This is a genomic window from Streptomyces sp. NPDC029014, from assembly GCF_055564695.1.
In genome coordinates this window covers 26,137-45,408 of the sequence record NZ_JBVHVT010000033.1, presented here as the reverse complement: position 1 = coordinate 45,408, position 19,272 = coordinate 26,137, and the positions used below count along the sequence as shown (strand labels likewise).

The 19,272-nt window shown below is 69.2% G+C and carries 21 protein-coding genes and 3 pseudogenes; 9 read left to right on the top strand and 15 right to left on the bottom strand.

Annotation, left to right across the window (positions count from 1 at the left end; translation table 11 throughout):
• Positions 1 to 697 precede the first annotated feature (697 nt).
• Positions 698 to 1,174 (bottom strand): transposase family protein, encoded by a 477-nt coding sequence (locus tag ACZ4VL_RS19755; RefSeq protein WP_468201360.1) that lies wholly within the window; start codon positions 1,172 to 1,174, stop codon positions 698 to 700.
• Between the two features lie 128 nt (positions 1,175 to 1,302).
• Here ACZ4VL_RS19755 and ACZ4VL_RS19750 point away from each other — a divergent pair, with 128 nt between their 5' ends.
• Positions 1,303 to 1,668 carry a response regulator transcription factor gene (locus tag ACZ4VL_RS19750; RefSeq protein ID WP_468201357.1) on the top strand — a complete coding sequence of 122 codons (366 nt, stop codon included), beginning with the start codon at positions 1,303 to 1,305 and terminating at the stop codon, positions 1,666 to 1,668.
• Between the two features lie 181 nt (positions 1,669 to 1,849).
• Positions 1,850 to 2,596, top strand: coding sequence for a hypothetical protein (locus ACZ4VL_RS19745; protein WP_468201467.1), 747 nt, complete (start codon positions 1,850 to 1,852; stop codon positions 2,594 to 2,596).
• 31 nt (positions 2,597 to 2,627) lie between these two features.
• On the opposite strand, the pseudogene ACZ4VL_RS19740 reads toward ACZ4VL_RS19745, so the two are convergent.
• Positions 2,628 to 3,457: pseudogene (locus ACZ4VL_RS19740) on the bottom strand (IS5 family transposase); the annotation flags it as partial.
• An 836-nt stretch (positions 3,458 to 4,293) separates the two neighbouring features.
• Positions 4,294 to 4,803, bottom strand: coding sequence for an NUDIX hydrolase (locus ACZ4VL_RS19735; protein ID WP_468201354.1), 510 nt, complete (start codon positions 4,801 to 4,803; stop codon positions 4,294 to 4,296).
• A 393-nt stretch (positions 4,804 to 5,196) separates the two neighbouring features.
• Between ACZ4VL_RS19735 and ACZ4VL_RS19730 the strand changes: the two genes are divergently transcribed.
• The gene (locus tag ACZ4VL_RS19730; RefSeq protein WP_468201465.1) at positions 5,197 to 5,448 is read left to right on the top strand and encodes an excalibur calcium-binding domain-containing protein; all 252 of its coding nucleotides are present in this window, start codon (positions 5,197 to 5,199) and stop codon (positions 5,446 to 5,448) included.
• Positions 5,449 to 5,716: 268 nt separating this feature from the next.
• Here the strand turns inward: ACZ4VL_RS19730 and ACZ4VL_RS19725 are convergent, their stop codons facing one another.
• The 5 genes and pseudogenes from ACZ4VL_RS19725 to ACZ4VL_RS19705 all read right to left on the bottom strand — a co-directional run bounded on the left by ACZ4VL_RS19725 (position 5,717) and on the right by ACZ4VL_RS19705 (position 9,222).
• On the bottom strand, positions 5,717 to 6,070 hold the full coding sequence (locus ACZ4VL_RS19725) for a hypothetical protein (RefSeq protein WP_468201351.1): 354 nt from the start codon (positions 6,068 to 6,070) through the stop codon (positions 5,717 to 5,719).
• 2 nt (positions 6,071 to 6,072) lie between these two features.
• Positions 6,073 to 6,339: pseudogene (locus tag ACZ4VL_RS19720) on the bottom strand (transposase); the annotation flags it as partial.
• 63 nt (positions 6,340 to 6,402) lie between these two features.
• On the bottom strand, positions 6,403 to 6,828 hold the full coding sequence (locus ACZ4VL_RS19715) for a hypothetical protein (protein ID WP_468201462.1): 426 nt from the start codon (positions 6,826 to 6,828) through the stop codon (positions 6,403 to 6,405).
• A 400-nt stretch (positions 6,829 to 7,228) separates the two neighbouring features.
• The gene (locus ACZ4VL_RS19710) at positions 7,229 to 8,602 is read right to left on the bottom strand and encodes a carotenoid oxygenase family protein (protein WP_468201349.1); all 1,374 of its coding nucleotides are present in this window, start codon (positions 8,600 to 8,602) and stop codon (positions 7,229 to 7,231) included.
• A complete protein-coding gene (locus ACZ4VL_RS19705) occupies positions 8,599 to 9,222 on the bottom strand; it encodes a TetR/AcrR family transcriptional regulator (RefSeq protein WP_468201347.1) in 624 nt (207 codons plus the stop codon). Before ACZ4VL_RS19705 ends, ACZ4VL_RS19710 begins: the two co-directional genes overlap by 4 nt.
• A gap of 1,227 nt (positions 9,223 to 10,449) precedes the next feature.
• Here ACZ4VL_RS19705 and ACZ4VL_RS19700 point away from each other — a divergent pair.
• A complete protein-coding gene (locus tag ACZ4VL_RS19700; protein ID WP_468201344.1) occupies positions 10,450 to 11,787 on the top strand; it encodes a hypothetical protein in 1,338 nt (445 codons plus the stop codon).
• A gap of 3 nt (positions 11,788 to 11,790) precedes the next feature.
• Positions 11,791 to 12,636 (top strand): FkbM family methyltransferase, encoded by an 846-nt coding sequence (locus ACZ4VL_RS19695; RefSeq protein ID WP_468201342.1) that lies wholly within the window; start codon positions 11,791 to 11,793, stop codon positions 12,634 to 12,636.
• Here the strand turns inward: ACZ4VL_RS19695 and ACZ4VL_RS19690 are convergent.
• The 4 genes from ACZ4VL_RS19690 to ACZ4VL_RS19675 all read right to left on the bottom strand — a co-directional run bounded on the left by ACZ4VL_RS19690 (position 12,613) and on the right by ACZ4VL_RS19675 (position 15,009).
• Positions 12,613 to 12,882: a hypothetical protein gene (locus tag ACZ4VL_RS19690; protein WP_468201339.1), complete on the bottom strand. Its 270-nt coding sequence runs from the start codon at positions 12,880 to 12,882 to the stop codon at positions 12,613 to 12,615. The genes ACZ4VL_RS19695 and ACZ4VL_RS19690 overlap by 24 nt on opposite strands.
• Positions 12,879 to 13,151 carry a hypothetical protein gene (locus ACZ4VL_RS19685; RefSeq protein WP_468201336.1) on the bottom strand — a complete coding sequence of 91 codons (273 nt, stop codon included), beginning with the start codon at positions 13,149 to 13,151 and terminating at the stop codon, positions 12,879 to 12,881. The genes ACZ4VL_RS19690 and ACZ4VL_RS19685 overlap by 4 nt, the downstream gene beginning before the upstream one ends.
• Positions 13,152 to 13,372: 221 nt before the next feature.
• Positions 13,373 to 14,734 (bottom strand): NAD(P)-binding domain-containing protein, encoded by a 1,362-nt coding sequence (locus ACZ4VL_RS19680; protein WP_468201334.1) that lies wholly within the window; start codon positions 14,732 to 14,734, stop codon positions 13,373 to 13,375.
• Between the two features lie 65 nt (positions 14,735 to 14,799).
• Entirely contained in the window at positions 14,800 to 15,009 is a 210-nt protein-coding gene (locus ACZ4VL_RS19675) for a hypothetical protein (RefSeq protein ID WP_468201332.1), read from the bottom strand.
• A gap of 229 nt (positions 15,010 to 15,238) precedes the next feature.
• On the opposite strand from ACZ4VL_RS19675, the gene ACZ4VL_RS19670 reads away from it, so the two are divergent.
• From ACZ4VL_RS19670 to ACZ4VL_RS19660, 3 genes are read left to right on the top strand one after another with little or no spacing between them, the layout of a single operon-like run.
• On the top strand, positions 15,239 to 16,297 hold the full coding sequence (locus tag ACZ4VL_RS19670; protein ID WP_468201329.1) for an NAD(P)-binding domain-containing protein: 1,059 nt from the start codon (positions 15,239 to 15,241) through the stop codon (positions 16,295 to 16,297).
• The gene (locus tag ACZ4VL_RS19665) at positions 16,231 to 16,602 is read left to right on the top strand and encodes an ArsR/SmtB family transcription factor (protein WP_468201326.1); all 372 of its coding nucleotides are present in this window, start codon (positions 16,231 to 16,233) and stop codon (positions 16,600 to 16,602) included. The genes ACZ4VL_RS19670 and ACZ4VL_RS19665 overlap by 67 nt, the downstream gene beginning before the upstream one ends.
• Positions 16,599 to 17,090, top strand: a complete 492-nt coding sequence (locus ACZ4VL_RS19660) for a GNAT family N-acetyltransferase (protein ID WP_468201323.1) — start codon at positions 16,599 to 16,601, stop codon at positions 17,088 to 17,090. Before ACZ4VL_RS19665 ends, ACZ4VL_RS19660 begins: the two co-directional genes overlap by 4 nt.
• Before the next feature lie 27 nt (positions 17,091 to 17,117).
• Here the strand turns inward: ACZ4VL_RS19660 and ACZ4VL_RS19655 are convergent, their stop codons facing one another.
• Positions 17,118 to 17,468 carry a hypothetical protein gene (locus ACZ4VL_RS19655; RefSeq protein WP_468201321.1) on the bottom strand — a complete coding sequence of 117 codons (351 nt, stop codon included), beginning with the start codon at positions 17,466 to 17,468 and terminating at the stop codon, positions 17,118 to 17,120.
• On the opposite strand from ACZ4VL_RS19655, the gene ACZ4VL_RS19650 reads away from it, so the two are divergent.
• On the top strand, positions 17,467 to 17,700 hold the full coding sequence (locus ACZ4VL_RS19650) for a hypothetical protein (RefSeq protein ID WP_468201318.1): 234 nt from the start codon (positions 17,467 to 17,469) through the stop codon (positions 17,698 to 17,700). The genes ACZ4VL_RS19655 and ACZ4VL_RS19650 overlap by 2 nt on opposite strands.
• A gap of 30 nt (positions 17,701 to 17,730) precedes the next feature.
• On the opposite strand, the pseudogene ACZ4VL_RS19645 reads toward ACZ4VL_RS19650, so the two are convergent.
• Together ACZ4VL_RS19645 and ACZ4VL_RS19640 are read right to left on the bottom strand one after the other, a co-directional pair.
• Positions 17,731 to 18,429: pseudogene (locus ACZ4VL_RS19645) on the bottom strand (FAD-dependent monooxygenase).
• Positions 18,426 to 19,220 carry an aquaporin gene (locus tag ACZ4VL_RS19640; protein ID WP_468201315.1) on the bottom strand — a complete coding sequence of 265 codons (795 nt, stop codon included), beginning with the start codon at positions 19,218 to 19,220 and terminating at the stop codon, positions 18,426 to 18,428. The pseudogene ACZ4VL_RS19645 and the gene ACZ4VL_RS19640 overlap by 4 nt, the downstream one beginning before the upstream one ends.
• Between the last annotated feature and the right edge of the window lie 52 nt (positions 19,221 to 19,272).

Genomic DNA, 19,272 nt, shown 5'->3' with positions numbered 1-19,272 from the left:
GGGCTTCCTTCCGCGTACGGCAACGAGGGAAGCCCAGCGACCTTCATGCGAGGTGATCGCGGGTGTTCTGGCCACGCAATTCCCGATCGCTGACCTTCTCCTGACCCAGGAGACCCGCCCACTCGACGTCCCATGCTGGCCCCTGGCGCAGTCGGGCGAGTTCGTCCGATCGACCGGGCCGGTGCGCGCACGGAAGATGGGCGGACTGGTCCCCTGGCTTGGTGAGGGCGTCTACTGCCACGCCGCGAGCGTGTTCCGCTTCCCAGCGAGTCTCTCAAAATTCCCACTCCTGCCCGGGGACGGGCGCACACCCGGTTTCGCATGCGCCTACCGGCGGCTGATCACGGACGGGTTCGTCGCTACCCGGTTCGAGGTGGCTGTCACGGGCGGAAGCTCAGGAAATCGGGGGCGGGCGAGACTGGCCAGCCAGGACTTCGTCGCCCTCCTGATCAACTGGCTCACCTTCCCGTCACCATCACTTGCTGCGGCGAGGGCGACCGCCGGAGCACCTGCCCAAGGATGCCCTCCGTCGGCGCCGGGTTCATCTGCTCCGCCTCCACATGGAGTACGAGTGCGTGCGACTTGTACTCCGCTTTCTCATGAAACAATCACAGGACGGCAGGAACACTGAGGCGGTGGCGCGTTTCCTCAATCGAGGACTCGACCCGCTGACGAGCCCGCGGAAGTACGGATTCGATCAGGATCCGATCCTGACTGCCGCATACCAGGCAGAGCAACTCGGCAAGACCGTACTCCGGCTGATGGACATGCCGAGCACGGCAGCCAGGCGGGCGCCGGCTCGACCAGCCAGGGCGAGGCCGACTGCGGTCAGGATGGAACGCAGTCGTTCGGTGCGCTGGCCGTGCCTGCGGGTGAGGCCGGATATCTGCTCCACGAACGTGTGACGTGGGCACTTGGTGTTCCCGCACCGGAATCGCCGGACCCGCAGCTGGAGTACGACGCTTCGTCCGGCGCTTGGGACGTCAGCGAGAATCCGCAGGTAGGAGCTGTGAACCCGGGTCGAGCAGACTCCGCATCCCGGGCAGGCGGCGCCGGCAGTGGTGCACTGCGCGTCAAGGCGCACGTTCTCGATATCCACGTCCACCAACCGCACCGCGATGTCCGCGATCGCCGGGCACAACAGCGCCTTCAGCTGGAGTACAACGTCTTCCACGGCCCGGACTGTCAGCCCAGCGGCACTGACCACCGGTCCATTTTTGGTCGACTTCGCATGCCGTCCGGAGACGCTCAGCCGTCACTCACCGTGGCCACTGCACGAAAGCTGAGCCAGAACCACTTCACGTGAACGAAGCCAACCGCCGGGTCGCCGTGGCCCCGATCGATCCGGCCGACACCAAGCGCGGTGCGCTGTGCATCCGCGAGGCGGGAATCGTCGCCTCACTCGTCGCGCTGTTCGAGCAGACCTGGCACTCCGCCATTCCGCTCGGTGCCGATCGAACCAAGGACCAGCGGAGCGGACTGACCGCCGCTGAACAGGAACTGCTGCGGCTCCTCGCCTCGGGCCTCACCGATGAGGTCGCGGGCCGCAAGCTCGGCATCTCCGCCCGGAGCGTACGTCGGCAGATGTCAAGCCTCATGGAACGCCTCGAGGCGTCCAGCCGGTTCGAGGCCGGCCTGAAAGCAGCACAGCGCGGCTGGCTCCAGTAGCCGCGCTGCCACAGTGCCGCTCGACGTGGACGTCGACGCACGAGACACGAAAGCGGGCCAGACCGGCCCTGCGCGCGCTGCCGCACCCCCACAGGCCGATACGGCGATCGGCGCCTCACCTTTGTGCGCCTAGGCCGCTTCGTTTGGATCTTGCGAGGCTTGTCATACTTCCCGAGTGGAGATGCAAGCCGAGGAGGCAGCGCGGCGTTGGCTGGCTGATCAGGGTGTCAGCCAGGTGCGCGACGGTTGGGTGAGCGACGAGAAGCCGGACACGTTGCTCACCGCCAACGAGGTAGCGCACTCCTGGGCCGGTGATGTGTTTGCCGAAGACCTGGATGCCGCCGACCAGGTGAGGTTGGCTTTCGGGCTGCTGGACCTCCTCGACGAGTACTGGGTCACGTGCGAAATCCGGTTCGCCGACGAGGGTGCGGAGGGCCCCCTGCCGGCCGACGTGCTGTGGGACGGCTACCGCCGGCGGCTGGAGGCGGACCGGGACTCTGAGGCCGTCACCTACTCGCTGTGGGTGGACTGGTTCGAGGACCACGCCACTTCCGCGACGGCCTTCGCCGAGGTTCTCGGCAACGACATCGACCGGGTGGTGGCCGAGCGATCGGAGGCCCGGCTCCGCCGAGCCCGTCGGGTTCTGGAGTGTTCGGGCCCGGTGCGCTGGACGGTAAAGGAGCTGACGTACCGCACCGCCATGCGACTTCCTGCCCTGCACTCGGCCCTCTTCCGCGGCCTCCTGGCGAGCTTCCACGACGTCTATGGCGACTTGGAGCCGACTGCCGCACTGACCTTCCTCGGCCGACTAAATCTCCCCACGAACACCCAGCACCTTGCCGAACTGCGCCACGTACTTGCCGCCGGGCACAAGAACCACTACCGCAGCCCTGGCGCCTGGGACGATGCGCTCCGCTCCTGCTCCTGAGCCGTTGGCCTGGCAGACCAAGAAAGATGCCAGCGACGTAGAGTCCGGCCAGGTAGATGGTTGCGGTCTTCTCGTAGCGGGTGGCGATGCCCCGCCACTGCTTCAGGCGGTTGATGCACCGTTCGACGGTGTTGCGCTGCTTGTACGCCTCGCGGTCGAAGGCGGGTGGCCTACCGCCTCGGCTGCCGCGCCGCAGCCGGTGGCCGCGTTGATCGGCCGGAACGGGGATCACCGCCCGGATTCCGCGCTTGCGCAGGCGGATCGCGCGTGAAGAATACGCCTTATCGGCCAGGACCACGTCCGGCCTGGTACGGGGACGTCCTCGTTGCCGAGGGACGCGGAGGCGGGCCATGACGTGAGCGAAGACGGGCGCGTCACCGGCCTGTCCGGCGGTGAGCACGAAGGCCAGTGGCCGACAGCGAGCATCAGAGGCGAGGTGGATCTTCATGGTCAGTCCACCGCGAGACCGGCCGATGGCACTGTCATCGGGCTCGCCGGCCTGGGCCCCTTTTTGCGGGCCCCGGCTGCGTGCTGGTGAGCGCGCACGACAGTGGAGTCGACCGAGACGGCCCAACCGAGGTCTTCCTCGGCATCGGCCTGCGCGATGAGCGCGATGAACACCCGCTCCCAGGTGCCGTCGATGGCCCAGATCCGCAGCCTGTTGTAGACGCCCCTCCAGTTCCCGTACTCCTCGGGCAGGTGGACCCACTGTGATCCGGTCTGGAACTTCCAGGCGATCGCATCGATCACCTCGCGGTGATCCCGCCCCCGGCCACCCCGCTGCGGCGTCCGGTCTGGCAACAACGGCTCGATCCGCGCCCACTGCACGTCAGTCAACGGCCCGCCCAGACCAACGATCACATGATCCAAACGAAACGTCTAGTGCTACCGCGGCATCATCGAGGACCAGCAGCGCCTGCAAACCCTCTACGACGCCGTCTCCACCGAAACCCACCAGGCGGATCCCACCACCGAGCGAGCCCGGCAGATCCTCTCCGGCGTCATCGGCCCGATCGCGGACCCGGCCCAGCTGGACGACAAGGCGCAGCCTGCCGACGCCCAGGCCAAACGCAGCCTGGTCAACAGCTACGTCTGGTCGGCCGACGGCGGCTTCTTCGCCGAGACCACCGAGACCATGGACTCCGTCACCGAAGTCACCTCCGGTAGCTACCAGCTCTCCGGCTCACTCTCCGGTTCGGTGGGCGGCGGAGTGAAGATCTTCGGCGACGGCGCCAACGTCCAGTTCGACGCCTCCGTCGACGGCGGCATCGCCGTCACCCGCACCCGCGGCGGGAGTCGACCCGCTCGGCCGCTTCCGTGTGCGGCCTATACCGAACCGAGTGATCAGGTACGACACGCCGTTCGAGGAACGGCTTCTACCGGTGACGCAGAGATCCGGGCCTGCACCGAGTGGACCAGTCACCGACCCGTGACAGTCGCTCTCCACTGGTCCGCACGACAACAGGCCCGCCGTCTTCGAAACCGATCCGGTCACCAGCGGCCAGGAAGAGCGGGCTCGCCAGCTCGAAGGCGAATCCGTCGTCAGTCTCGAGATCCTTCACCAGTACCAACCGAGAGGTCGGCGTGACTCCGTCAGCTACCAGGTGCAGGTGCATGCCCGAGCGGGTCCCACGAAGCCTGAGGCCACCTCGACCCCGTTCAGTGGCTGATCAACGGCCCAGACGTTGAAGATCAAGCTAACCGAAGGGGTGACTCGGGGCGCCCAGGGCTCGATACCGATCGAATGCCTCGCGGGCGTCCGGCACGAATCCGGGCTGGCGGACGAGGTCTTCGAGTTCGGGCTCGGTCAGCCAGTCGAACCAGGCGACTTCCCTGGGGTCGGGTTGCACCGGTTCCGTGATGACGACTTCGTGAAGGCCCAGCCAGTAGGGGCTGATCACGCCGTCGCAGAGGAACTTGAGCACGAACCGGGGATCAGCGTGGATTCCAAGCTCCTCTGTGAGCTCTCTGGCCGCGGCTTCCTCGTACGACTCACCGACGTCGGCGGCGCCACCAAGCATCCAGTTGAACTGCCCCGGGAAGCGGGAGACGTCGTCCGAGCGGCGATGCACGAGGAACCGTCCGTCGCCGTCGCGGCACACGATCGTCGCGACGCGGTGCAGCCATCGCTCCCGAATTGCGTCTCCACGGTCGACGACTGCCACGACGCGATCGTGCTCATCGACCCTCTCAACCTGTTCACCCATGGGACAACGATCGCAGGGGTCATCTTCGGGTCCGCGTTCGGGTGGCCGCTCTGCCCCGGTCGTGAATCCATCCCCTCCTTCCGTCCCGACTCAGCCAACCCGAAGCGGCCGGTGGCATCCCTGGCTGGCCGTCCCCGCTGTGATCGTAGCCACGCTGCTCGTCCCTACCGTCGTCCTCCCTCACTCTGATCCGCGGTCCTGGTCGCAGCAGAGCCTGGTCCAGGCACCGCTGACGACGCAAAACCATGGCCTCAGCCAGTCGTCACAGCCACGCCACCGTCACCGCTCCGGTGCCCATACCCCCGGCTCCCGGGACTCCGGCAGCGAGTGTGACGGCCTCGCCGACGACACCGCTGCCCCCAACCGCGCCCACTCCGATTCCCTCCCCTACTCATCCGGCTGCTGCTGGGCCGCAACTGCCTGACGAGCCGCCGCGCCCCCTGCGAGCCAGGACGGCAGCGCCAACGATTCATAAGACGCCCTGCGCGCGGCACCTCCAGCGGCGGCGCCGGCCTGGCAGGCGGCGCTGTCTCGGACCGGCACTGCACCGCCGTCCGGGAGGCCAGCGCTGCTCGGATCCGGCGCGGCGACCCCGGTTACGGGCGGCACCTCGACCGTGACGGCGATGGCATCGCCTGCGAGTGACAACCTGCCGTGCGGTGCGCGGCGGTGCGGTCGGTGGGGGCCTCAGCAGTCCGCAGTTTTGCCTCGGGCCGCCGCTGATCCCTCGTTGGGCCGGTGTCGGCCGCCGGCTGGGAACATGGCGACGGGGAATGGCGGGGAGGCAGGGCGGTGGATGAACCGGCGCCGCCCTGGTGCTGGCACGCGAGACCGCCAACAGAGCCGGCACCCCTCTCGGGCCGGCTGACGATGGTCGCTGAGGCGGCGGCGCAGTGGACGGGGGCGTGTTCGGTCAGTCGTAGATCTCGAGATGCAGGATGGTGGCCCAGTCGCTCGTGACCAGCAGCAAGTCCCGCCACCATATGTAGCCCGTCGGGCCGTAGACGTCGGCGCAGGCTCGGACGGGCCCCAGATGTGCTTCGATGAGGTTGGCGACGCCATCGGCGAGTTCGCCTGCCTGCCGGATCTCAACCGGCGTGCGCACCTTGGCGTCTGGCCACTTCCTGGCGGGCTGCATGTACCCGTCGGTCACCTCTCGGCGGAGGATGTCCCGCCAGGCGTACGGTGACTCGAACGGGTGGACCCCCGTTCCTACCTGGTGTCCACTGGCCCCCGCGTCGTACACGGCTTGAGCGACACCCTTCATCCAGTCGATTCGATCGGGTTCGTGGTCCGCAGGTGGATCCAGTGCTCGGCCGGGAAGTCGTGGGACGCCAGCAGCTCTTCCTGGACTTCGGTGATCGTTGTAAATCTCCTGCATCGCCTTCGTTGCGCCCGGCCGTGCTGACTTCGACAGGGCGTTCGAGATATTGCGGGCCTTGTGAACCCAGCACCATTGGTGGCGGGCGCCGGGGAAGACCTCGGCGAGCGCCTTCCACAGGCCCATCGCGAGCCGTCACCCACGACCAGCTCCGGGTCGCGCATCCTGCAGGGCGACAGTCACGCAGCAGGTCGGCCCACACGTAGACAGAGTCGCTGTCACCGTCGCGGCCGACAACCCGGCCGTGCCGCCGAGGAACTGCTCCAGGACGTGCACAAAGTCCCCGGACGACGACGAGCCGTGCAGATAGGGAAGAAGACGAGGCAGCACCTCGGAGATCTTCGGCGACTTGCGGCACCATGGCGGAAGGATCTTCGAGGAGAACCGCTGTCGCTCGCCCGTGGCCTCGTCCGCACGGCGGCCGTCGACGGGGGCGGCCGCGGTGACCACGGTGCGGGCCGAGGGCGGCCGTTGCGGACCACCAGGCGTCGGCCGGCCTCGTCGGTCTCGGCTGCCAACTCGACACCGAGCTCACGGCCAGCGCAGACCTGGCAGGTGTCGGCCGCCGCGTGCCGCAGTGCTTCGTGGGCCTGGGCGCGGGTGGCGTGCCAGGTCCGGCCGGAGTCGGGGCCGCAGCCGGCCATGTGGATCAGGACGGCGGAACGCCGGGTTCCGATGCCCTGCTCTATGAGCCATCCGGTCTCCGGAACGCGGAGCTGGCCGGATCGGGTGGCCTCGGCCAGCCGCTCGCGGGTCTCCAGCCCTGCGATCTCGGGGCTTAAGACTGGTGAGCACGTGGTTGCAAACGATCGCGGGTTCTCCAAGGGGTCCGGCCTGATTGTGACCGTGCGTGGTCACCGGGACGTACCGGCTCTGGTTTCTACGGCTTCAGCGCCGAAGGGGCGCCGAGGTCGTTGATCAGGTCTGCAAGGCACAGGGATGCAGCGGCTGCCCGGGGCATCGGCCGGGCAACAGCCGGGCCGGTGGCACGGTTCACCGCGGCCCCCTACTGATGCGGCTGTCGACCGGCCGGGAGGCATTCCGCTACGGACGCGGACCCCACGGGTCACCAGGCACCCAGTTGCCGTGCAGCCCGAGCGGAACCCGAACGGGCAGATGAATGCGGGCGACGGGCTCGCCCGTGAAGTCCTGGGCGGACAGGATCACCAGGTCCGCCGCACCCCGCTCGGGGTTGTGCACGTACGCCATCACGTACCCGTCGTCTTCGGCGGCGGGTGACTCTGCGGGGACGAAGACACCCTCTCCAACGGCTCCGAACCGGCCGAACTCGTGCGCCTCGGTCGTGCCGCGCACCAAATCGTGTTTGAGCAGCGCGCTGCTGAACCCGGTGCCCGGCCGCGGATCCGCGGGGGCGGTGGGCGGTGCGTAGAGCTCGACGGCGGCCGAGTACCCGTAGCGGTAAGGGCGTGCGACGCAGTGCGGGTTGACCCGGGGGAACTCCTGGGTGCGGTCGTCGAGCCGGTCCTCCCGCACTCTTCCGGCGGCAAGGTCAACCCGCCAGCGGTTCAGGGTGGGGCGGCTGCTGCCGAAGTCCCTGATGTTGAAGCCCTCGGGGTGCCGGACGATGTCGACGACGATGTCCGTGCCCTCCTCGTAGGCATTCAGGGTGTGGCCCACGAGGCTCGGCGCGACCTCGAACCAACGCACCTCGCCTCCCGTGCGGGGCATGACACCCACGCGCGCCTGGTGTGAGTCGTCCCAGACGAAGGGGACCTCGGTCGGCAAATGTGCGGCGCTGAACACCACAGGTGCGTCGAAGAGGATCACATGGTGCTCGGTCAGCGCGAAGTCGTGCATGTAGGGGTTGCCGGGCGTGTGGATCAGCGTGGTCCGCACTACCGTGCCGGTCTCGTCCATCACGATGTGCTGGACCTGCTCCGCGCCGTAGAGGAAGGCGAGCGAGTGCAGTTCGCGGGTGTGCGGGTCGAAGGTGGAGTGGGCGTTGGCGCTGTAGCCCTCGGGAGTCACTCCGAGGTCGCAAGGGCCAACCGTGTCGAGGTCGTAGGTGAGCTCATAGGGGCGTATCCCCCCTTCTATCAGGGCGAAGGTACGGCCTGCGAGCCCGGCGACCTGGACGTTCGGCGCCATGTCCAGGCGCTCGTCGAAGGGGGTCCCGCGTCGTGGCTCCCCGAGCCGGTCCGCGACCAGCCCGGAGCGCACCCAGCGGTTGCGGTACCACTCGGCACGGCCGTCGCGGATGCGGACCCCGTGCACCATGCCGGCGCCGAGCGTCCAGATGTGGGCGGCGGGGTCCTCGATGCCGAGCGGGTTGGGGCCGATGCGTAAGTAGCGGCCGTTGAGGTGAGTCGGGATCCGGCCGGTGACGGGCAGGTCGAACGCGGTGACCTCCTCGGTGACCGGTGCGAAACTCCCCGACAGGTAGCGGTTGACCGTCATGTCAGTCCTCGTCCCTGCTCGACGCGGAACGTCTGTCCCACCGCCGTCATCAGTGTGTCGAAGCGGCGTGCCGCGGACTCCGGCGGGAAATGGCCGGCGAGCTCCAGGCTCACCGCCCCGTGGGCAGCCGCCCAGAACAGCTTGGAGATCTCGTGTGCGTCTCCGGGCCGGAACACCTTGGAGTCGATGCACGCCTGGACGGCGGCCACGGAGGCGTCGAAGGCGGTCTCGGCCGCGTTCAGGGCTTCGGCGCTCGGCCGATAGCCGGGTATGGCCTGCTCGAACATCACTCGGTAGTAGGCCGGTTCGGCCAGTGCGTGCGCGCGGTAGGCGGCTCCGAGGTCGCCGAGGTGGGCCAGCGGGTCCTCAGAACCGGCGACTTGCTGCTGTGCGCGCCGCAGGCGGGCGAACCCCTCCCGGTAGAGGGCGTCGGCCAGACCTTCCTTGCCGCCGAACATGGTGTACAGGACCTTGGTCGAGGCGCCGATCTCCGTGGCGATCCGACGCATCGTCAGGGCGGCCACTCCCTCCGCGGCCAGGAGGTCGATGGCGTGGTCGAGGATCGTGGTGCGCACGGCGGCTTGGCCGACGCATTGGGCTTCCTGGTAGGGCGTGTTCACGAAAACATAGTATCTGATGGGTAACACCGTTACCCCGCGCCGGCTCGACTTCAGTACAAACCACACCGGCTCGCCACCCTCCGTCATTCGCGTCGGATCCAAGAAAGCCGCATCAGATGCGAGTGCGCGGACGTCCCGCAGGGTCATCCAGCCGCAACGAGTGACGACAGCCGGTGGCGACGGTCCCGCTTCCGCCGAGGTCACCGTCACCTCCATGCGCAAATCCCCTGGCCATTCGGAGTCGCAGCGTCCACTCAGCGGCCCTAACCCCACCATCGCGAGTTCGCATCCGATGCAATGTGGGGTTGCTTCGGTTTGGCGGACATCCGAGATCCGGGCTCGCGCCCGGGAAGGGATGTCCATGATGGAGAGCATGCCGAAGAGGAAGCCGCGGAAACGGCGGCAGTTCACAGCCGATTACAAGGCCGAGATCGTGGAGCTGTGCCTGCGCGGGGACCGGTCGGTGCCCGTCTGGAAGGACTTCGACCTGACCGAGAACGCGGTGCGGTTGCCGCTGACGCAGTCCGACGAAAGGTTGAGCCCCCGGCCCCAGCATGTGACGAACGGGCGGAGCCGGCCGAGCTGCGGCGGGAGAATCGCCGTCTGCGGGAGGACATCGAGCGCATGGATTGTCGTAGACGGCGACGTCGGAGTTGGCGAGAAGCTTGCGGGCCGCCTTGGTGGTGATGGCCACTCCTTCCAAGCGGGGTGCTTGGGCCGCTGCGTTGATCGCACGGCGTGCAGCGGGACCGGAGACGCCTGCGCTAGCCCCCCCTAGGGGACGTCCCGAACCTGGCCAGGGGAAGGCTTCCAACCAAGCGCAATCCTCGCCCGATGCGGATGGGCCAGCGCGCTGGTCGAGGCCCGTGGGTACGCGCCCCGAACGTCCGCTCATGGCAGCCGACGACCGGATGCCAACAGGTTGGAAGAGATCGTCTTCCAACCTGCCGTCCTACGGCCGTGGCAGTCGGTCGACTGCAGTTTACTTCGCTTGTGCGGTGTGTTCGGTGGCTACTTCAAAGGGCTTTGGAGCGGTCCCGGTGGGTAAAAGCATAGGTATTGCTCCGGTGCGGAAGATCATGGTCGGCTCTGCCGATGCACTCGGCCCGCAGAGGTTGCTCGGTGGGAGCGGCTCGACGTGCCAGAGCGCCAGCTCGTGCTGGAGGGGTGATGATGAGGGGGGTACTCGACGCTATGGTCCGCGATGAACCGTTCGGTCCTACGGCCATGGGTGCGACTTCGCAGTTCGCGGCCCTGGAGCCGATTTGGGCGGGAATCAGCTCTACGAGACAATTGCGCGCGTTGCTTGTTTTCGGTGCACTGTTCAACGAACGCGTCTTTGTCCATGACACGCAACTGCTCGACAACCCGCGGGTCGTCGGTGATTTCGCCAAGCCGGATCTGAGGGGAAGCAACTTCTATCGGTTGCTCCGGGAACTCATAGCTGCCAGAGTTGTCGCGGTAGGACTCCGTACTGACACCTACCTTCGCGGAGAGGACCAGCGCGTTCCGGTCAACTCTCTTGCCGATGTACTGAGCAATTGGAAGAGGAACAGCCCGGATGGCAGTGGATGGGTCATCACGCCGATCTCCGAGGTTCGGGAACGGATGATCGCTGACCTTGACGGTGTGCTCGCCGACGGTTCCATCGTCGTTCCTTACGACCATGCGCGGGCGAAGGACGGCTTCATGCGCCAAGTTCGCAGCGCAGCGAACTCAACTGATTCGGTTCTGGCCGCATTGCTGGCTGAGCAGCCGAGTGAGCTGCGCCGCCGATATGACGAGGTCCTGGCGCGACCGCAGTTCTCGCACTCTCCGGTCTTTGCATTGCTGCACGACTCCGGGCTGCCGGTCTCCAGCCCGCTCATCCAAATCCACGGTCTGTTCGACGAGACGGCCCACGCCGACCTCGTCAACGCCCGGATCCTGGGTTCTGACTGGGACACGGGCCAGAGTACGGGTCTGGCCGAGGCCGTTCTCAGCGGTGAGGGGGCCGAGCAGGGCAGAGCCGACAACCGGTTGGACACGTCCGAGCTGATGGAGACGGCCTACCGCATGGTCGAGGGTCCGCCGCCCGACCTGCTCGCCATGCTTCGCCTCGAAGAAATCATGGCGCTAAGGGAACAGGCTGCAGAGCTGTTTGAGATCCAGTCGTATTTCGAGGCCCGCGACGCCGAGACCGCGGACGCGGCGCTGGAGGCCGCCCTGGCCGACTGCGCGGCGGACCATTGGCAGCGTGTCTGCGAGCACATCCGGTCCACGCGCCCTCATCAGACCATCGAGTCGACCAGGCTCGGGATCTTCCTACGCCGCAAACTGCCGCGGCTCGCACGGGTGGCGGAACGCTGGGCGACGTCCGGTTTGTCGACGCTCACCGAGGTGGCGATCAGCACGGTGCCCTTGGTCGGAGGCGGTATAGGTGATGACCTGAAGCAGCGCGTGGTCAGCCGCGCGACCCTGGATTTCGTGTTCTTCACGGAGTCGTCGCGCATGCGCGAACTGCGGGACTTCTCCCCGAACCGCAGCTGGATCTCGCCCGGCGCGCGATCGATCGAAGGTCGCTGATTCATGCTCGAGACGGCCAAGCTCGTCGAGAGCGACGGATTCTGGTGGACGGTTCGGCCCGGCAGCGGCGATCGCATGGGCCCGGGCCCGCATGAACAGGACATCTGGCGCCTCCTTCGCTCGTTCGGCGCGGCGGACGCCGTCTTCATCGATGTCGGGGCTCATGTTGGTCATTTCGCGGTCCGGCTCGCCGGATTGTTCTCCCACGTCGTGGCGATCGAGCCGAACCCGGCCGCCGTTGAGGTCTTGCGCGCCAACCTCCGGCTCAATGGAATCGGCAACGTCACCGTTCACCCGGTCGCGGCCCACGACGTCCCGGCCCGCCTGCGCCTGTGGGATCCCTTCAACGTCATGGCCGGTCCGTGCACTCGGAGCCTGGCGCCCGGAGACCCTGCGGACCCGCCCGCCGACTGCATTCCGTCCACCCTGTTCACCACGGACCACTGCATCGGCGCATTTCTGGATGAGACGGAAGGCCTCCCGATCGACGCGATAATGGCCGGTTCCAATGAGCGGGTCGGCCTCATCAAGCTCGACGTAGAAGGCCATGAGGCGAAAACCCTCGCGGGAGCCACCGCTACCATTCGAGCGCACCGGCCGACGCTCCTGATCGAGATGCACGACCCGATGTACGGCCCGCACATCAGGCACGAAGTCGTCGACCAGCTGAGCCGGCTCGCGTACTCCTGGTGCGAGTTCTCTCTCTACCAGAGGTCGAAGATGACGCCCTCGGACATGTGCCCTTACATCTATGCCGAACCCGCTGACCAGAACCGCGCTGACGAGTTTCGTCGTTTCGCCGACCACGTCAACAAGGACGCCGCCTCACGCTGGATCAGTGCGCCGTGAGACGTCCAGCACGATGAGGTTCATCTGTTCCGGCCGAATCCAGCACAGTGCGTCGAAGTCGCCGATCGCGGCTTTGGCGAGTCCTGCCCCCTCGTCGATTTCACGCAGGCCACCGGAGTCCAGATCGGTGGAGAAGTATTCCAGCCAATTCACCAGGAAGCGCGCGGCCAGGGGATCGTTACCGTGCAGCGCTCTCAGGGTCTCGGCGGCCGGCTCGGCCAGCAGGATTTCGAAGTAGCCCTTCACCGGGCCAACTCCCGCCTCAGCACGCTCAGTCGGACGGTGGCCATATCGACCCCCAACTCCGCGATCAGCCGCAGGCCCCGCACCCGATCACCCGCATCCGCCGAAGCAAGCAGAGCGTCCTCCCCGGCCAGCGCCATCGCGTGGGAAACGACCGCGGCAACCGTCTGCCCGTCGCGCTCCACCAGCACGACCTGCCCAGCCCCGGCATCCTCAACGGCTCGCTCGACCGCCTCCACGGTGGCCGGCAGCCGCAATATCCGGTTCTCCATGACAGCTCTACTCCTGGTCTCCCTGACCACGTTGACACTCGTCCATGTCGGGATGCCCTTGATGATGGCGGCCGAATCGCCATATGAAGGACGGGTGTATGCAGTGTCTTACCCCGACGTCTTGGACAGCTCCTTCAGAGGGGCGGGGAGGACGGCGCGTGGCCGCGACCGGACCCCCGTCCCGGTCGCGGCCACGTCGGCCTTGGTGCTCGGCCTGTGGGTCAGCAGCCGCCGGAGGAGGCGGGCGTGCCGATGGTGAGGGCGGTGGGAGCCGCGCAGCAGCCGCCCCCGGACGGTTCGGTGGTGGCGGGCTGGTCGAAGAGGCCGGCTCCGCCGCACACGCCGGTCTCGGGCAGGGTGAGTTCGACGCGCTCGGCTGCTTCCTGGTCGCCGGCGAGGTGGGCGGCGATGGAGCGGACCTGCTCGTAGCCGGTCATGGCGAGGAAGGTCGGGGCGCGGCCGTAGGACTTCATGCCGACGAGGTAGACGTCCTTCTCAGGGTGGGAGAGCTCGTTCACGCCGTGGGGGTAGACGGTGCCGCAGGAGTGCTGGTTGGGGTCGATCAGCGGAGCGAGGGCGGTGGGGGCCTGGAGGCGTTCGTCGAGGCCGAGGCGCAGTTCGTTCAGGAAGGTGAGGTCGGGGCGCAGGCCGGTCAGGACGATGACCTCGTCGACGGGGTCGAGGCGGCGGCCGTCCTCGCCGAGGAGGATCAGGCGGCCGTCGGTGTCGCGGTCGATGGCGTCGGTGCGGAAGCCGGTGACGGCGTCGGCGTATCCGGCGTCGACGGCGGCCTTGGCGGCGAGGCCGAGGGCGCCGCGGGCGGGGAGCTGGTCGGCCTCGCCGCCGCCGAAGGTGGAGCCGGAGATGCCGCGGCGCAGGATCCACACGGCCCTGGTGCCGGCGCCGTTGTCGGTCTTGGCGAGGTCGGCGAGGTAGGCGAGGGCGGTGAAGGCGGAGGCGCCGGAGCCGATGACGGCGGTGCGCTTGCCCGCGTAGCGGGCGCGGACGGCGGGGTCCTTGAGGTCGGGGACGCGGTAGGTGATCCGGTCGGCGGCGGCCTTCTCGCCGAGGGCGGCGAGGCCGCTGGCGCCGGCGGGGCTGGGGGTGGACCAGGTGCCGGAGGCGTCGATGACGGCGCGGGCGGAGAGGCGTTCCTCGCGGCCGTCGGCGGTCTCGATGTGGACGAGGAAGGGCTGGGCGTCGCGGTCGGCGTCGACGATGCGGTCGCGGCCGGTGCGGGAGACGCCGGTGACGCGGGCCTGGTAGCGGACGCGGTTGCCGAGTACGTCGGCGAGGGGCTGGAGGTAGAGGTCGGCCCAGTCCCCTCCCGTGGGGTAGGTGGCCGGGTCGGGCTTGACCCAGCCGGTGGGGGCGAGGAGCTTCTCGGCGGCCGGGTCGACGACCTCGCCCCAGGTGGAGAAGAGCCGTACGTGGGCCCAGTCGCGGGTGGCGGTTCCGGCGTGCGGGCCGGCCTCCAGGACGAGGAAGTCCAGGGCGCGGTCTTCAAGGTGGGCGGCGGCGGCCAGTCCGGCGGGGCCGGCCCCGATCACGACGACGGGCAGGTCGGTGGTGGTCTCGCTCATGACGCGTCTCCGGAGTCCTCGTACAGCAGACGGGGTGGGCGGGCAGGTGGGGCGGGCTCAGGCGGTCAGCAGCAGCTGGCACCGGAGGCGACGGCCACGCGCTTGGCCTGCGGAGCGCAGCAGGCTCCGGCTGCCGCCGCGTCCCTGCTGGTGCCGCAGCACGGCGAGGAGGGGGCGGAGACCGTCTCGGCGGCCGGCTGCGCGGACGCCGTAGTGCAACAGGCGGCCGCCGTCTCGGGGTGGTGCGGGGTGGCGGGTACGGGCTGCTCGTTCATGACGACTCCCCTGTTGTTTCGATGTTTGTCGATGGCTTGCGCGATCAGCATGGCATTTGTTTCGATCGACGTCAACATAGACGTTTATCTAATTCACGCGGGCTGCGATGGAACACGCCGAAGCCGTCGTCATCGCGGGCGGGCAGTCGGGACTGGCGGCCGCCCACGCCCTGGTGCAGGCGGGATTGAAGCCCCTCGTACTGGAGGCGTCGGAACGAGCGGCCGGGTCGTGGCCGCTGTACTACGACAGCCTGCGACCCTGCTCTCCCCGGCCCGGCTCAGCTCGCTACCGAGCCTGCCCTTCGGCGGGGACCCGGATCGCTACCCGCACCGCGACGAGGTCGTCGCTGCCTACCTGGACCGCTACGCCGCCCGTCTGCGCGCGGACATCCGCACCGGCTGCCGCGTGGCCCGGGTGACGGCGGAGGCGGGCGGGGTATTCCGGGGCGACTTGGAGGACGGTGCCGCTCTGACAGCTGTGGCCGTGGTCGCGGCGTCGGGGAGTTTCGGCAATCCCTGCCGGCCGGCGCTGCCAGGGCTGGAGTCCTTCCCCGGCCGACTCCTGCACGTCGCGGACTACCGCAGCCCCGAGGCGTTCGCGGGGCAGCGGGTTGTGGCCGTCGGCGCAGGTAGCTCCGCGGTCCAGGTCGCCGCCGAACTCCCCCGCACCAGCTGCACCACCATGGCCACCCGGGCGCCGGTGAGGTTCGTCCGCCAGCACCCGCTGGGCCGGGACCTGCACTTCCGGCTGGCCCGCACGGGCGTGGGCACCGCCCCGCTCGGCCGCGTCCTGCGCAGGCCGCCGACCCAGCCCGTCCTGGACTACGGCCGCTACCGCGCAGCACTCGCCACGGCCCTGCCCGAGCAGCGGGCAGTGTTCACCGGGCTGGCCGACGACAAGGCGACGTGGGCGGACGGCACGGCGGAGAAGGTGGACGCGGCGATCCTGGCAACCGGCTACCGGCCCCACCTGCCCTACCTCGCCGGCTGGGACGGCGCCCTGGACACCCCGCCGGGCGGCCCCGGCACCGCGAGGGGGCCTCCCTCACCCATCTTGGGCTCGCGTTCGTCGGGCTGGAGTGGCAGCGCAGCCTGTCCTCGAACACGCTGCGCGGCGTCGGACACGACGCGATCCGGACCGCCCGCCGCCTCGTCGCACACCTGGCCCGCCGGCGACCCCCGGCCCTACCGGCCTGATTCGACATGTGTCAACATAGATGTATGTCGAATGCGAAGGTTCTGCCGCTCCTGGAGCCCGAGGCCGCCGCCCCGTGCTGCCCCCCGCTGAACGAGCGCCCCATGTCCGCGGACGAGGCCGAGGTCGCGGCGAAGATGTTCAAGGCCCTCGGCGACCCGGTCCGCCTGCGCCTGTTCTCCGCCGTCGCCTCCCACGAGGGCGGCGAAGCGTGCGTGTGCGACATCTCCGATGTCGGCGTCTCGCAGCCGACGGTCTCCCACCACCTGAAGAAGCTCAAAGAGGCCGGGCTGCTGTCCTCCGAGCGCCGGGGGACGTGGGTGTACTACCGGGTCGAGCCCGCCGTCCTCGCCGCGATGGGCGCCCTGCTGGCCGGCGCCGCCGAGGCGACCGTGTGAGCCGGGTCCGGATCGAGGCGCTGCAGCCCGAACACGCCGAGCAGGTCCTGGCGATCTACCAGGCAGGCATCGACGAAGGCAACGCCACCTTCGAGACGCGGGCCCCGCAGTGGACGGCGTTCGACAAGGCCAAGCTGCCCCAGCACCGGTTCGTCGCGCTCGACGGCGACGGGCGGGTGCTCGGGTGGGTCGCAGCGAGCGCGGTCTCCGACCGGTGCGCGTACGCGGGCGTGGTCGAACACTCCGTCTACGTCCACCCCGACGCCCGCGGCCGCGGGGTGGCCCGCATGCTCCTGGACGCCCTCATCGCCTCCACCGAAGCCGCGGGGATCTGGACGATCCAGTCCGGGATCTTCCCCGAGAACACCGCCAGCCTCGCCCTCCACCGGCGAGCCGGCTTTCGCGTGATCGGCACCCGCGAACGCATCGGCCGCCACCATGGCGTTTGGCGTGACGTGGTGCTGCTGGAGCGCCGGAGTCCGGCGTGATCTGGGGGCTGCGGGGCCTCAGCAGGTTCACGCAGGGCCGGCTACCACCCCCTCGCCGTACGGCTCGTTCCAGGCGTCACTGAAGACCTTCAGGTCCTCCTCCACCAGGTCGAGGTCTCCGTGTACACGCACGGTGGTCGTGTCCCACGGCCGCCGCCCGTCGTGGCGGGGGGTGAGCAGAACGCCGAGGGTGGAGGACTCTTCGGTTCTGCCGGTGCGTACCCCGACCTCGTGGTGGCGCAACTGCACGAAGGCGGTGAAGGCAGCCTGGACGTCGTCTCCGAAGCGCGGTACGTCGGGGTGGTCCAGCAGGAACACCGCGGGCCATTCGAACGCGTTGCCGTCGATACGCAGAGTCCGGCCCCGGCAGTTGACCATGTCCGAGGGCAGCATCCCCTCCCACATCGAGCACGGCCCCGGCGCCGAAGAGGCAACCCACACGGCGGCTGCCACCTGGGGCATGCCCGGCTTCGTGCTCCAGCAGGCCACCCACGCCACCAAGGGCTCAGGACGCCGAGAACTGTGCGACCGGCTGCTCCTCGCCGGCCACCGCGGTGCCGTCGTGAGACAGGCCAAGGGCACGGTGCGGCAACTGCGGCTCGGCCATTAGACGCGCCATCCAGCCATAGTGTCCGGTTCTTTACGTGAGCTGTCGGCCGGTGAGGTCAGCGATCTGGCGGGCGGCCTCCCGGGCGGGCCGGCCGACGCCGATGAGGGTGGCGGAGGCCGGACCGGTCCAGTCGCCGTAGCCCAGGAGGTGCAGGCGCGGCTCGGCGGCGCGAGCGCCGTCGGTGGCGATGTGGCCGCGGGTACCGCGCAGCCGCAGGTGGGCGAGCGCCGGGCGGAAGCCGGTGCACCAGATGACCGCGTCCACCTCGCCGCGGGTGCCGTCCGCCCACTGCACGCCGGCCGGTGAAGCGGGTGAACAGCGGCTTCGCTGTGAGGAGTCCGGCGTCGCGGGCGGCGCGGACCGGGGGCACGGCGACGATGTCGCCGAGGGAGGCGACGCCGCCGGTGTCGGTGCGGCCCTCGTCCAGGGCGCGGCGGCGGGCGGTCGCCGCGTCGAAGAGGGCGCGGCGGTAGTCCGTCAGGTAGTCGACGACGTGCGCGGCGGCGGGATACGGCTGCCCTTCCTGGACGGGTATGAGCCGGCCCGGGAGGGAGGAGTAGGCGGCCGGGAAGAACAGGCGCAGAGAGGCCCAGGTGTGCTGCCACGCTCCGCCGGGCGCGGCACAGGCGTCGGGGATGACGTGCTCGATGCCGAGCCGGCGCAGGTGGTGGCCGGCGGCGAGCCCGCCTGGCCGCCACCGACCACCAGCACGTCCGTCTGCTCCGTCATGCCGCGGACTGCTCCTGGTCGGTCCTGGCGCGCATGAAGACGACGGCGACGAGCGCGAGACCGGCGGCGGCGCCGAGCAGCTGCATGGCGATGAAGCCCGGCACCGAGGCGGGGGCGATGCCGGCGAAGGTGTCGGTGAAGGCGCGGCCGATGGTGACGGCCGGGTTGGCGAAGGAGGTGGAGGAGGTGAACCAGTAGGCGGCGCCGATATAGGAGGCGACCGCGACGGGTGCAAAGCGCAGCCGGTCGGTGCGGGCCAGGCCGAAGATCAGCAGGATCAGGCCCGCGGTCGCCACGACCTCGCCCAGGAGGAGGTTGCCGGCGGAGCGGTCGTGGGTGGACCACTTCACCAGCGGCTCCCCGAACATGGCGTCCGCCAGGACCGCGCCGCCGATCGCGCCGGCGATCTGCGAGGGCACGTAGACGGCGAGTTCGCGGGCGTTGACGCCGGCGCCGCCGCGGCGGGCCGTCCACCACTCGGCCAGCGTGACCGCCGGGTTGAAGTGCGCACCCGAGACCGGGCCGAGGAGCGCGATCAGGACACCGAGGCCGAAGACGGTGGCGGTGGAGTTGGCCAGCAGCTGCAGCGCGACATCGTCCGTCAGCTTCGTGGCCTGGATACCCGAGCCGACCACGATCGCGACCAGGGCAGCAGTGCCGACCAGCTCGGCGGCGGCCCGGGCGACCAGCGGAGTACGGGGCGGGGTCCCGCCGGGCGCGGGCTGGGGCACGTCGGCGGCTATGACGGATTCCGCTGCGGGGGCGGCGCCGACGGGCTCGGTGGCGGTCACGACGGTGTTCTCCTCGGGCAGGTGAGGCGAGGCGGGCAAGGCCGCAAGGGGC

Bases quoted from the DNA above. Each gene is read 5' to 3' on its own strand.
- ACZ4VL_RS19745 (WP_468201467.1), top strand. From the start codon at position 1,850: ATGCAAGCCGAGGAGGCAGCGCGGCGTTGGCTGGCTGATCAGGGTGTC.
- ACZ4VL_RS19735 (WP_468201354.1), bottom strand. From the start codon at position 4,803: ATGGGTGAACAGGTTGAGAGGGTCGATGAGCACGATCGCGTCGTGGCA.
- ACZ4VL_RS19725 (WP_468201351.1), bottom strand. From the start codon at position 6,070: ATGAAGGGTGTCGCTCAAGCCGTGTACGACGCGGGGGCCAGTGGACAC.
- ACZ4VL_RS19715 (WP_468201462.1), bottom strand. From the start codon at position 6,828: ATGGCCGGCTGCGGCCCCGACTCCGGCCGGACCTGGCACGCCACCCGC.
- ACZ4VL_RS19710 (WP_468201349.1), bottom strand. From the start codon at position 8,602: ATGACGGTCAACCGCTACCTGTCGGGGAGTTTCGCACCGGTCACCGAG.
- ACZ4VL_RS19700 (WP_468201344.1), top strand. From the start codon at position 10,450: ATGGGTGCGACTTCGCAGTTCGCGGCCCTGGAGCCGATTTGGGCGGGA.
- ACZ4VL_RS19695 (WP_468201342.1), top strand. From the start codon at position 11,791: ATGCTCGAGACGGCCAAGCTCGTCGAGAGCGACGGATTCTGGTGGACG.
- ACZ4VL_RS19685 (WP_468201336.1), bottom strand. From the start codon at position 13,151: ATGGAGAACCGGATATTGCGGCTGCCGGCCACCGTGGAGGCGGTCGAG.
- ACZ4VL_RS19680 (WP_468201334.1), bottom strand. From the start codon at position 14,734: ATGAGCGAGACCACCACCGACCTGCCCGTCGTCGTGATCGGGGCCGGC.
- ACZ4VL_RS19675 (WP_468201332.1), bottom strand. From the start codon at position 15,009: ATGAACGAGCAGCCCGTACCCGCCACCCCGCACCACCCCGAGACGGCG.
- ACZ4VL_RS19665 (WP_468201326.1), top strand. From the start codon at position 16,231: ATGTCGAATGCGAAGGTTCTGCCGCTCCTGGAGCCCGAGGCCGCCGCC.
- ACZ4VL_RS19650 (WP_468201318.1), top strand. From the start codon at position 17,467: ATGTCCGAGGGCAGCATCCCCTCCCACATCGAGCACGGCCCCGGCGCC.
- ACZ4VL_RS19655 (WP_468201321.1), bottom strand. From the start codon at position 17,468: ATGGTCAACTGCCGGGGCCGGACTCTGCGTATCGACGGCAACGCGTTC.